Origin of the sequence: Immundisolibacter sp. (assembly GCF_014359565.1) — a bacterium.
GTDB lineage: Bacteria > Pseudomonadota > Gammaproteobacteria > Immundisolibacterales > Immundisolibacteraceae > Immundisolibacter.
In genome coordinates, this window is sequence record NZ_JACIZD010000018.1 from 34,842 (window position 1) to 46,996 (window position 12,155).

At 63.9% G+C, this 12,155-nt stretch carries 8 protein-coding genes and 1 pseudogene; 7 read left to right on the forward strand and 2 right to left on the reverse strand.

Going from position 1 to position 12,155, the window contains the following annotated elements; all coding sequences use genetic code 11:
- Window positions 1-7 precede the first annotated feature (7 nt).
- Window positions 8-2,125 carry a DUF1631 family protein gene (locus H5U26_RS13590; protein ID WP_290620609.1) on the forward strand — a complete coding sequence of 706 codons (2,118 nt, stop codon included), beginning with the start codon at window positions 8-10 and terminating at the stop codon, window positions 2,123-2,125.
- 71 nt (window positions 2,126-2,196) lie between these two features.
- On the opposite strand, the gene H5U26_RS13595 is transcribed toward H5U26_RS13590, so the two are convergent.
- Window positions 2,197-3,348, reverse strand: a complete 1,152-nt coding sequence (locus H5U26_RS13595) for a CaiB/BaiF CoA-transferase family protein (protein ID WP_290620611.1) — start codon at window positions 3,346-3,348, stop codon at window positions 2,197-2,199.
- Window positions 3,349-3,593: 245 nt separating this feature from the next.
- Here H5U26_RS13595 and H5U26_RS13600 point away from each other — a divergent pair, with 245 nt between their 5' ends.
- The 6 genes and pseudogenes from H5U26_RS13600 to H5U26_RS13620 all read left to right on the forward strand — a co-directional run bounded on the left by H5U26_RS13600 (window position 3,594) and on the right by H5U26_RS13620 (window position 11,269).
- Window positions 3,594-5,162, forward strand: a complete 1,569-nt coding sequence (locus H5U26_RS13600; RefSeq protein ID WP_290620613.1) for a class I adenylate-forming enzyme family protein — start codon at window positions 3,594-3,596, stop codon at window positions 5,160-5,162.
- Window positions 5,163-5,449: 287 nt separating this feature from the next.
- Window positions 5,450-6,832, forward strand: a complete 1,383-nt coding sequence (locus tag H5U26_RS13605) for a sodium:alanine symporter family protein (RefSeq protein WP_290620615.1) — start codon at window positions 5,450-5,452, stop codon at window positions 6,830-6,832.
- 265 nt (window positions 6,833-7,097) lie between these two features.
- Window positions 7,098-9,200, forward strand: a complete 2,103-nt coding sequence (locus H5U26_RS13610; RefSeq protein ID WP_290620617.1) for a catalase — start codon at window positions 7,098-7,100, stop codon at window positions 9,198-9,200.
- A gap of 88 nt (window positions 9,201-9,288) precedes the next feature.
- Window positions 9,289-9,477, forward strand: a complete 189-nt coding sequence (locus H5U26_RS13615) for a DUF3008 family protein (protein WP_290620618.1) — start codon at window positions 9,289-9,291, stop codon at window positions 9,475-9,477.
- Window positions 9,478-9,618: 141 nt separating this feature from the next.
- Window positions 9,619-9,771: pseudogene (locus tag H5U26_RS14985) on the forward strand (cysteine synthase A); the annotation flags it as partial.
- Window positions 9,772-10,189: 418 nt separating this feature from the next.
- Window positions 10,190-11,269 (forward strand): hypothetical protein, encoded by a 1,080-nt coding sequence (locus H5U26_RS13620; RefSeq protein WP_290620620.1) that lies wholly within the window; start codon window positions 10,190-10,192, stop codon window positions 11,267-11,269.
- 145 nt (window positions 11,270-11,414) lie between these two features.
- Here H5U26_RS13620 and H5U26_RS13625 read toward each other — a convergent pair whose 3' ends face one another.
- Window positions 11,415-11,810, reverse strand: a complete 396-nt coding sequence (locus H5U26_RS13625; protein ID WP_290620622.1) for a hypothetical protein — start codon at window positions 11,808-11,810, stop codon at window positions 11,415-11,417.
- Window positions 11,811-12,155: the final 345 nt, after the last annotated feature.

A 12,155-nucleotide genomic window follows, 5' to 3' on the forward strand; every position in this document is an offset into this window, starting at 1 on the left:
CGACGACGTGTCTGTGCTTGCCGCGGCGCGCGACACCTTCCTGGCGGCCGTGCAGGCTGCTTTCGTGGCCATGCTCGGCAAACTCGACGATGCCCTTTTTGGGCTGGCGGAGTCTGCCGACAGCGATCTGGAGCGGGGCAATTACTTCGACGCCATCCGCGAACTGCGCCTCGGCCGGGAGACCATCGAAAGCCGCTTCATAGACAAGTTGCTCGCCTGCTGGCAGGCCTTGGAGCGTGGTGATGGACCTGCGCAACGCCAGCTGAGCGGGCAGGATCGCAGCGAGGTCATCGCGCTGACCGCCGCCGTGAGGCGGGCTGAAACCGAATGCGCCGACGCGCTGCGCGAAGTGCGCGACGGTCTGGCGCTTGCCGTGGGCGTGCCGGACGGCGACGAGATCATTGGACCGCGTCAGGTGTTCGCCGCGTTTGAGTCGGCGAGTCGGGACACGCCAGCGGATCCCGCCGTGCGGCTGGTGGTGCTGAAGTTCTTCGAGCGCCATGTGGGCGTGGCCTTGCCCGCGATCTACCGCGCCCTGGCGAGTGCCCTGATGTCGCCCTCGCAGAGTGCGACCCGCGGCTTGCCGACCACCCTGAGCGACCTGCCGCCGCTGCAGGCGCAGGCGGCGGATGTGGATCAAGGTTCGCCCGAGTTTGACCTGAACGATCTGATTCAGCGAGCGCTTGCCGGCGGTGAGACCGCCCCGAGCGGTGAGGCGATGAAGCTGCTGGCCACCCTGCAGCAGCACGACAAGCCGGGCAGCCGCAGCCGGTCGGCTTCGATCGATCTCGCGCGTTTCGCCACGCGGCCGGCCGATGCCGCGGGTGTCGGCGGGGATCTGTCGCAGCAGATGGTGCTGGACATGGTGGCGCTGCTGTTCGACAGCCTGTTCACGGACAGCGCAGTGCCGGTGTCGGCGCGCCTGCAGATCGCCCGGCTGCAGATCCCGTTTCTGCGCCTGGCGCTGCGCGATCGCGCCGTGCTGGCACGCCGCTCGCATCTTGGACGGCGCTTTTTCGATCAGTTGATCGCCGTCACCCGTGGCTGGCAGGAGCCGCTGACGGCGCCGCAGCAGGAACTGCTGGGAGCCCTGATCGACAGCGTCGGCGAAGCCTGCATGGACGATCATCGGGCATTCGCCGCCGCCGCCGAAACGGGCCTGGCCGACCTGCGCACCTTGTCTTTGCCCTCCCCGGATCCGACACAAACCGCGCAGTCGCATCGCAAGGCGCTGGCGGCGCGGGCCGAGAAGGAACTGGCCGAGCGGCGGCACCAGGTCGGGCGCTTGCCGGACCCGGTGGACGCGTTCCTGCGCACTCATTGGAAGCAGTATCTGGTGGACTGTCTGGAGCGCCACGGCGCCGACGCGTCACCCTGGCAGCAAGCATTGGCCACGCTGGACGCGTTGCTGTGGAGTCTTGGCCCCAAGGAAGGTTCTGCGCAGCAGCGCCTCGCCGAACTGCGTCCGCGCATGCTGCGTCGGCTGCGCCAGGGCATGGACCAGGTCGGCGTGTCGATGTTCGAGCAGGAGGCGTTCCTGGACACGTTGGACGAAATTCTGGATCGGGCCCAGGCCGGGCAGCCGGTCTGGGATTGGCAGGAAGAATCCGCGATTGACGAATTGCTCGGTACCCACGTTGCGGACCCGCCGCCGGCCAGCGGCGTGAGCGTCGTCGATCTGGGAACGCCGGTGCCGCCGGTGCACATGGCGGCGGTCGTTGAACCCGCGCCCCGGGCACCGGCTGCAACGCATCCTGCCACGGGGCAGGATGATGTGGCGCCGAGTCCCGAAGCCTCGGCACAGGAAGAAGTGGTGAGTCTGGAAGACCTGGCCGAGGAGATGGAGGTCGAAGATGTGGTCCCGCTGGCCCTGCCCGGCCAGGGCCAGAGTGAGCCGGCGCAGCTCGCGGACGCTGCGCCGGCCGGCGACGACGCGCGGCTGGAGGCTGTCGACGAGCGTGCAGACCGTGTAGACGAGCCCGAAGCGCCGGCCGTCACCGAACCGGAACCACCGCCTGCTGCGACCGGCGCGGGCACTCTGGAGGCCCTGCTGCGCCGGCGCGGCCTGACGTCTGTCGCGCAGGTGGAAGAGGTGGAAATCACCGAGCGGGGCGCGCGCGGCTGATCGCCGCTGCTGGCCCCCGGCGCCGGGCGGTCGTTGGCCAACCGTCCGGCTGCTGATGGCTGCGCCTTGAATCAATCTGTGGTCTGCGCGGACGAAACGGCACCAGTCGCCTTCAGCCACGCAATCTGCGCCGCCTCGAAACCCCAGTCCGCGAGAACCTGATCGGTGTCTGCTCCGACCGGGCGCGGGCCATGTTTCAGCTCCGGCCGGGTGCGGCTGAAGCGGGGTGCCGGGGCCGGGTGCAGCATGCCATCGACCTCGATGAAGCTCTCGCGCGCCACGGTGTGCGGATGGTGGGGCGCCTCGGCCAGCGACAGCACGGGCGCGAAGCAGGCGTCGCCGCCTTCCAGAAGCGCGGACCATTCGTCGCGCGTCCTGGTCTTGAAGATGCGGGCCAATTCGGCTTTCAGCTGCGGCCATGCTTTGGCGTCGTGCTGGTTCTTGAACAATTCCGGATCGGCGCCGGTTTCCCGCACCAGCGTGGCGTAGAACTGCGGCTCCATGGCGCCGACCGACACCCATTTGCCGTCGGCCGTCTCGTAGGTGTTGTAGTAGTGCGAGGCGCCGTCGAGCATGTTGCTGCCGCGCTCGTCCTGCCACATTCCGGCTTGGTGCATGGCGTAGAACATGCCCATCAGCACGGCGCTGCCCTCGACCATGGAGCAGTCGATGACCTGCCCGAGGCCGGATTTTTGCGCTTCGAGCAGGCCGCAGACGATGCCGAAGGCCAGGAACATGCCGCCGCCGCCGAAATCGCCCACCAGGTTCAGCGGCGGGATCGGCTTGCCGCCCTTCTCGCCGATGGCATGCAGCGCACCGGCCAGGGCGATGTAGTTGATGTCGTGCCCGGCGGCCTGCGCCAGCGGGCCGTCCTGGCCCCAGCCGGTCATGCGGCCGTAGACGAGCTTCTCGTTGCGTGCCAGGCATGTGTCGGGGCCCAGGCCCAGGCGCTCCATCACGCCGGGGCGAAAGCCCTCCAGCAGGGCATCGGCCTGCTCGACCAGCCGCAGCACGGTGGCGACACCGTCCGGGTGCTTCAGGTCCACGGCGAGCGATGGGCGGTTTCGCCCCAACAAGTCGGCCTTGGCGCCGCTGAACATGTTGCCGCCCGGCCGGTCGACGCGGATCACTTCCGCACCCATGTCGGCCAGCATCATGGCGCACAGCGGGCCCGGCCCCAGGCCGACCATTTCGATGACTTTGATGCCTTGCAGCGGTCCCATGCCTTGCTCCGGGGGTGTCGATGTGCGGTCGTGCGCCGCTCCCAAATGATGCCGGCGGCCATCATGCGCTCGCTGGCGCAGAGGCGTGTTCGGCGTTGTGGCACGTAGCTCAGGACCGGCCTAAACACGGGCTTTTCGCGCCCGTCAATGAACTTGGCGCCGGTTGACGCTCATGGCCTGCATGCGCAAGATTCATGCTAAACGAACGGTTGGGCGAATGGAAATTCACCATCCCCGGAGGCGCGATGGCGACACGCGATGTGACCGCACGGGACATGCTGCACCGTGCGGCGGACTGGTTCCCGCAGGGCGAGCGGGTGGTGGACGGCCTGTTTCGCTACACCTATCCACAGCTGCGCGAGCAGGTGCAGCGCTGCGCCGCGCTGTACCACCAGCTGGGCGTGCGCAAGGGCGATCGTGTCGCCCTGATGACGGTCGGCTCCGTGCAGCATGTGGTGGCGCTGTTTGGCGCCATCGAGCTGGGCGCGATTCCGGCAGCGCTGCACGTGCGCGAGTCGGTCGGCACGCTGAGCGGCGTCCTGGAACAGCTCTCGCCGCGGGTATTGGTCTACGACGGCGCCTTCGCCGGCGTGGCCGACGAGCTGCGGCAACGCAATCGGCTGGTGACCGGCTTTGTGCGCATCGTGTCGCCGCACACGCCGCCGGAGCAGCGGACGGCCGGCACTGACCCCATCCTGCCGCGCGATCTGGAGGGCTATCGCCTCGACTTCGAGCCGATGGAAATCCATGAGCACGACACGGCCATCATCGCCCTGTCGTCGGGTACCACCGGCCTGCCCAAGGGCGTGATGCACAGCAACCGCACGCTCATGGAAAGCGCCCGCGGCGGCAGCTATCTGTGGCGCATGATGCCGTCCGACGCCATGTGCAACATGATGTCGACGGCGTTCATCGGCTGGTACAACGTGACCCTGCCGGTGATCAACGCCGGCGCCAAGGTGGTGTTCATGCCGCACTGGGACGCGCAGGGCTTCCTGCAGGCGGTGCAGAACGAGCGCTGCACGCATGCCTTCCTGGCCCCGACCATGTGGCGCATGCTGCTGCGCCACGGCCTGGAAGGCTACGACCTGTCGTCGATCACCTCGGCCGGCTTTGCCGGCGAACCGATGGACACGGCCACGCTGCGCGAGATCAAGGCGCGCATCTCGCCCAATATCTTCAACATCTACGGCAGTACCGAGTCCGGCTCCTGCTCGGCCGGCACGGTGATGTTCCCGCACGACCTGCAGGACGAGTCGCGCATCGACAGCGTCGGGCGGCCGATGCTCAATTCGGACATCCGCATCATCAAACCGGGCGGCACCGCCGACGACGTGCTGCCGCCGGGCGAGGAGGGCGAGGTGCTGATCCGCGGCCCATCGGTGGCGGTCGGTTTCTGGTATCGCCCGGAACTGGCGCGCAAGGTGTTCGAGGGCCCGTGGTGGCATTCCGGCGACATGGGAATGATCGACGCCGACCGCTACCTGTACCTGCGCGGCCGGATCGACGACATGATCATCTCCGGCGGCATCAACATCCTGCCCAGCGTCGTCGAGGACGCCGTCATGCGCCATCCGGCGGTCAGCGAAGCGGCGGTGATCGGCGTCCCGGATGCACGCTGGGGTCAGCGCGTGGTGGCCTGCGTGGTCACGCGCGGCGAGGTGACGGCGCAGGAACTGGACGCTTTCGTGCACGAAACGGACCTTGCGTCCTACGCCCGCCCGCGCGAGTACCGCTTCATGGACGAGCTGCCCAAGGGCAACACCGGCAAGCTCAGCCGCAAGGGGCTGCGCGCGCTGCTGGCCGGCGACTGAGAGTCGGCAAGCAGACCCGAACATCATGCGCTGCTGGGGTCCTGCGCCGACTCCGGCGACCACCGCGTGGGCCGTAGGGAACCGGCGAAGCAGCCTACTTTCCCGATAGCCCTGAATGCGCCGTCGGAGAATCCGTGGCTGCAAGCTGCTGATTCGCTGGGCGATGGGAAAACTGTGGGAGCCCGGCTGCGGCGGGCGAGTGCGTGTCTGCCGGCCCGATTCTTGCGGCAAACTGCCCGCCGCCCGGACAGCGGGTGCGCGATTTTCCGGGCCAACACGAGCGCGAAATGCACTACCTGAACGAATTTTTCACCGCCCTGAACGGCATCGTCTGGGGCGTGCCGATGATCGTGCTGATCCTGGGCACGGGCCTGTATCTGCAGCTGCGGCTCGGCTTCATGCCGATTTTCAGGATCGGCCACGGATTTCGCATGGTGTGGAAAAGCCGCCAACCGGGCGCCGCCGGCGAGGGCGAGATCTCGCCTTTCGCGGCGCTGATGACCGCCCTGTCGGCAACCATCGGCACCGGCAACATTGCCGGTGTGGCCACGGCCATCGCCGTCGGCGGGCCGGGGGCGCTGTTCTGGATGTGGATGACGGCCCTGGTCGGCATGGCCACCAAATACGCCGAGGTCGTGCTGGCGGTGAAGTACCGCGAGGTGGACGCCAACGGCGAACACGCCGGCGGCCCCATGTACGCCATCAAGAATGGGCTTGGCAAACGCTGGCGCTGGCTGGGTACGTCCTTTGCGATCTTTGGCGGCCTGGCGGGGTTTGGCATCGGCAACATGGTGCAGGCCAACGGCATCTCCAGCGCCATCCACAACGCCTTCGGCGTCCAGACCTGGGTGACCGGCGTGGTGATGGCAGCGATCACCGGCGCGGTGCTGCTGGGCGGCATCAGGCGCATCGGGCGTGTCGCCGAATACCTGGTGCCGTTCATGTGCCTGCTCTACCTGGGCTGCGTGGCGGTGGTGCTGTATGTGTTCGCCGACCGCATTCCGCAGGCGTTGGCGCTGATCTTCACGCAGGCCTTCAACCCGACTGCTGCCACCGGCGGCTTTCTGGGTTCGACCGTTCTGATGGCGATTCAAAAAGGCGTGGCGCGCGGCATCTTCTCGAACGAAGCCGGCCTGGGCACCGCCGGCATCGCACAGGCTGCGGGCGCCACCAGCAACCCGGTCTATTCCGGCCTGATCGGCATGATGGGCACCTTCATCGACACCATCATCGTGTGCACGATGACCGGTCTGGCGATCATGGTCAGCGGCGTGTGGAGCTCCGGCGCAACCGGCGCCGTGCTCAGCTCCGCCGCCTTCGAGGCGGGCATGCCGGGCATCGGCAAATACCTGCTGGCGGTGACGCTGTCGCTGTTCGCGTTCACCACCATTCTGGGCTGGAGCTATTACGGCGAGAAGTGCTGGGAATACCTGGTCGGCACCGTGTCCGAGAAGCCGTTTCGGATTTTATGGACCGTGATGGTGTTCTTCGGGGCGGTGCTCAGCCTGGACTTCGCCTGGCTGGTGGCCGACACCCTGAACGCCCTGATGGCGATTCCCAATCTGATCTCGATACTGCTGCTCAGCCCGGTGATCGTCGGGCTGACGCGCGAGTACTTCGCGGCCGAGCGCGGGATTGCCGGCGCCCCGGTGCCGGTGCAACTGGATTAGCTTGCCGCCCGCCGGCTGACGTGGCCCATGTAACCATCCTCGTCGGCCGTCCGCGGCCTGCCGGTGGCGCGCGAGGCCTGGCCTGGTTCGGTCGACCGTAGAAGAACGGGCTGTCTCAAGCGGGAGGCCCGCGTCCATGTCCTGCTTCTGCCTTTTTTTAGCGGGGGCGGGGGCACGTTGGTCGTCATAAGTCCCCAGACGCAAGAACTGTCGCGGAGCCCAAGGGTCGAACCGAGTACCCCCTGCAGCGACGAGGAAAATTCCGATGGCTACGCCCAGCAATCACGACGTGGAAACAGGCAAAGGCGGCGAGACGCATCAACGCGTGCCTGCCAAAGGGAGCCACGACCCGGAAGGCCACCTGACCACCAACCAGGGTATCCGCGTCTCGGACAATCAAAACCAGCTCAAGTCGGGTGAACGCGGCCCGGTATTGCTCGAAGACTTCGTGCTGCGCGAGAAAATCTTCCACTTCGACCATGAGCGCATTCCCGAGCGCATCGTCCATGCCCGCGGCTCGGCCGCGCATGGCTATTTCGAACTCTACGAGTCGCTTTCGGATATCAGCAAGGCTGACCTGTTTCAGCGGGCCGGCGAAAAGACGCCGGTCTTCACCCGCTTTTCGACCGTCGCCGGCGGCGCGGGCTCTGTCGATACGCCGCGCGACGTACGCGGCTTCGCCGTCAAGTTCTATACCCGCGAAGGTAACTGGGACCTGGTCGGCAACAATATTCCCGTGTTTTTCATCCAGGATGCGATCAAGTTCCCGGACCTGATCCACTCGGTAAAGATGGAGGCCGACCGTGGCTTTCCACAGGCGGCCAGCGCGCACGATACGTTCTGGGATTTCATCTCGCTGATGCCAGAATCGACTCACATGATCATGTGGGCAATGTCGGATCGCACCATCCCGCGGTCGCTGCGCACGATCGAGGGCTTCGGCGTCCACACCTTCAGGCTGGTGAATGCCAACGGCAAGTCGACCTTTGTTAAATTCCACTGGAAGCCGAAACAGGGCCTGCAATCGACGCTGTGGGACGAGGCGGTAAAGATCGCCGGCGCGGATCCCGATTTCCACCGCCGCGACCTGTTCGAGGCCATCTCCCGTGGTGATTATCCGGAATGGGAGTTCGGCATTCAGGCCTTTGATCAAAAGTTTGCCGATGCATTGCCCTTTGACGTGCTGGACCCGACCAAGATCATTCCGGAAGAGGTGTTGCCAATCCGCATTGTCGGGCGGATGGTGCTGGACCGCTGGCCCGACAATTTCTTTGCCGAAACCGAACAGGTTGCCTATTGCCCGGCCAACGTTGTGCCCGGAATCGACTTTACCAACGACCCCTTGCTCCAGGGCCGGCTGTTCTCCTATCTCGATACGCAAAAGAGCCGACTGGGCACCGCCAATTTTCACCAGATTCCCGTCAATGCGCCCAAATGCCCGGTGATGAACTTTCAGCGCGACGGGCAGATGCAAATGCTTCAGCCCGAGGGCCGCGCCAGCTACGAGCCAAACAGCCTCGATGCTGCCGGCGAAGAAACTGGCCCGCGCGAATGCCCGGTTACCGGCTTCAAGACCTTCGAGGGTCGCGCCGAGCGTGACGAAGAGGGCGACAAGCTGCGCATCAGGCCGGAGAGCTTCGCCGACCATTACAGCCAGGCACGGCTGTTCTTTCGCTCGCTGGCCAAGCCGGAGCAGGCGCATCTGGCCTCGGCGCTGGTCTTCGAGCTGTCCAAGGTGGAACTGGAGCACGTGCGCACGCGCATGCTCTCCAACCTCGTCAACGTCGACCCTGATCTGGCCGGCCGGGTGGCGAAGGGCCTCAACGCGAGCGTGCCCAAGGCTTCGAAGACCGCGGCGCCGGTGCAGGATCTCGATCTGTCCCCGGCGCTGCGGATCATCGGCGGCCCGCGTCAGCTCGTCACGCTGGAAGGCCGCACGGTTGGCATTCTGATCGCGGACGGGTCGGATGCGAAGTGCGTGGCCGATCTGGTTGCAGCCGTTGGCGAAGCGGGCGCCCGACCCCTGATCATTGCACCCCGGGTCGGCGGCGCGAAAATGTCAGACGGTTCCTTGCGCAAGGCGGATGCCCAACTCGCCGGCTGCCCCTCGGTCATGGTCGATGCCATTGCCGTAGTCCTGTCCAAGGAAGGCTGCGACATGTTGATGAATGAGGCGGCGGCCATCCAGTTCATGATGGACGCCTTCGGCCATCTGAAGGCAATCGGCCATACGCCGGAAGCAAAACCCCTGCTCGACAAGGCGGGTGTCAAGCCGGATGCCGGCGTGGTACCGGCGGACAAGGCATTCGTCAAAGCCGCCGGCACACGCTATTGGGACCGTGAGCCCAGTGTGCGCATGTTGGCATAACGGCACGGGTGACCGGGGTGCCGCTAAAGATACGATGGCAAATCGATTCGAAGCGGCACCCCCTTATCAATAGCATGGAGATATTCAAATGCCAGCCAAATCCAAATCCCAGCAAATGGCCGCCGGCGCAGCGCTTGCGGCCAAGCGCGGCAAAAAGAAGGTCGCTGACCTGAAAGGCTCATCCAAGTCCATGTATAAATCCATGAGCGAAGGAGAGCTTCATGACATGGCGGCAACAAAGCAGAAGGGCAAGCCCGATCATGCATCGAAGTCGTGATATCGGCGAAGCAGTTCCGTCAGGGACACGTCGAATTGCTAGCGCCCGGCTATTGTATCCGGACGCCAATATCGAAATTTTTTTCCATTGCCTCGCTTGTCATGATCTGTTGGGGTTCGCAAGCTCACCCCAACCTACGGGCTGGCCGGCGCGCGGCGCCTGGCGCGGGAACTCGGGCCGGGCCACACCATCGTCACGCTGCTGTGCGACTACGGCCAGCGCTACCAGAACAAGCTGTGGAACCCGGCCTTTCTGCGTGAGAAAGGCCTGCCGACGCCCGACTGGCTGGAGTGAGGCAGCCGCGGCCAAGCCGGCCCGGGGAGCCCGGATAGCCGAATTAAAGATTGCGAGCCATCGGCGAACTGCAGGAGCCCGGCTTCGCCGGGCGATCATCGCGCAGAAAAGCTGCGTTACAAGGCTATTTCCGGATAGCGGGCGCTGGAAAATCCAGGATGGATTTATTCAGTTTCCTTCAAGCGCGTGCCGCCCCAGCCAGAACGGCGTGGGTGGATCGCCGCCAAGCGCAGCGCTTGTCACGACAGGTCATGACCTATCGTGACCTGTTGGGGTTCGCAGGCTCCCCCCAACAGGCTTATTGCGCGCGAGCCGTAGCACCGCAGCGCGCGGCGAATGTGTATGCTTCTTTTCTTTATAGTGCTCGCCGCGCTTGATGCGTGGTCGCGCCCCCCTGAGTCCGAGCGTCAGGCTCCACATGGCAGATGTACTGCATCCGCGCATCCGATGCGAACTTGACGACGGCCAAACAGTCGTAGTGACCCCTGTGGCATTCCAGCCGCTGGGGGTGATTGACCTCTGGAAGATTCAGGCCGACCGCTCTGCAGGGCTTCAGTTCCGATTCCGCGGAAGGGGTGCCAAGTTTGACGGCGTTAAACAAGAGGGACAGCTAGACGTCTCGATGACACTGCACTTAACTATGGCACCAACGCCATACGCGTTGGTGGCAGGTGGCTGGCTACCTTTGCCCTTCGTATTGCCTCAACGGTTTCTGCTTGATCGCAATGTTGTCAGCACCCTTCGTCGAATCCGTGAGCACGGCGCCAGGGATGGAGATGCGACGTTCGAATGGTGGACAAATTTCTTCCAGGGTGGTGCTGCCATTTTCAACCCTCTCCCGTATGCATACGAGGGTGCACGCAGGCGTATACCAACCAAGGAAGAATTCGAACAGTCATTTTTGGAGGGCAGGCGAGAACTGGTCCAAGCGTTTCCTGACGCTACCATCATCGCGTTCCACGAAGCGCATGCAGAAGCCGCATACGCACAGCTTGAGGCTCTTGTCGTTCGAGGAGAGCGCGACGCCCGCTTTTTGTTGGATGCGGTGCCTCTGATTGTCGAACGAGTATCTCGAAGGTCAGAGGCTAAAGTACGGGACAAAATCCTTGAGCTTTCGCTCAAGCACGGAGTGATTCCCAACGCGCTAATTTGCCTAGCCATATTTTCTGCCCTCTTTGATGACGTGCATGGTTCCGTACCATCGATCGGAAGGCGCTTGGTTAAGCCGAAGGCGAATTACTCGTCAGAAGATGCATACAATGTGATTAGCGACCTTCGCCATGTCGAGTTGGCTGCCCTGAGCGGAGCAGTAGTCGACGACGGTCAGTTTGCACTTTGTACCGCTGACCGCGCTCTCGCCGAATTCTGGAGTGCACTAGCAGTACGCGGCGAGAGCACCGTCGATGCGCTACTCAATTTGCACTACTCCCTCGGCACTGAATTTATGCCAAGACTCCAGCAATCCGAGATAAATGAACTCGCAGCCCTACTCCGGTGAGCGCGGTACCCAGGTAGGGTGGGCAAAGCGAAGCGTGCCCACGCAGCGCGGCCGGTGATGGCGCCGACAACGTGGGCACGGCCTGACGGCCTTTGCCCACCCTACGACCTCTTACCGGGGATCCGGTTGACTGCAATGCTAGCAGTCATGACATTAGCACTCCGTCGGGGCGCAACATCTGCCAATATGCCTGAAGCTTTCGTTCAAAGGTCGCGAACGCGCCTTCGAGCACTCCGAGGACAAGATATTCGGCATCGAGAAAATCATGTTCGATCTTCTCGTACCAACAGTGAGTCAGCGCCGAAGCCTCAGGTACTCTTCCACGGTAACGAAAGAAGACGTCCAGGGACATGAGAAGCTGAACCTGTACCCAGCGGAATAGTGCCCATTCGGGAGTAACAATTTCAGCAGGAGGTAGTGGTTCCTCTCCGGGCGATGGTTCAAGGGCGCCGTAGAACTTCAAGACTGAGGCGGTATCGGTAGCGATGATGCGGATTGCTTCATTCTTGGCGCTTTCCCTATCGGAGTCACTGCCGCTCAACAATTCAGGAAAGACCTCGGCGATAACCTGCGCCCGCTGGATAAAGGAGGCAACGTTTCCACGGGTCTTGCAGTTTTCTTCATCAAGGGCTTCATCGGCGACTTCTGGGAATACGTATTTCCCAGTTGCAAGATCGGGATGAAACCGATAGCGAATGTCTATGATGTTTTCGGAAGGCTTTCCACTCGGAATGTGCGAGTCGATTTCCCTCCGGAGGAGGGCTTGGATTCAAGAATCAAGTGCAACACGATTTGAGAAATTGGCGATTTCTTCGGCCATGGCTTCGTCCGGTGTTCTCCAGTCCAAGGTTTTTCGAGGACGGCCGTTCAGAAGCCGGGCGATGTC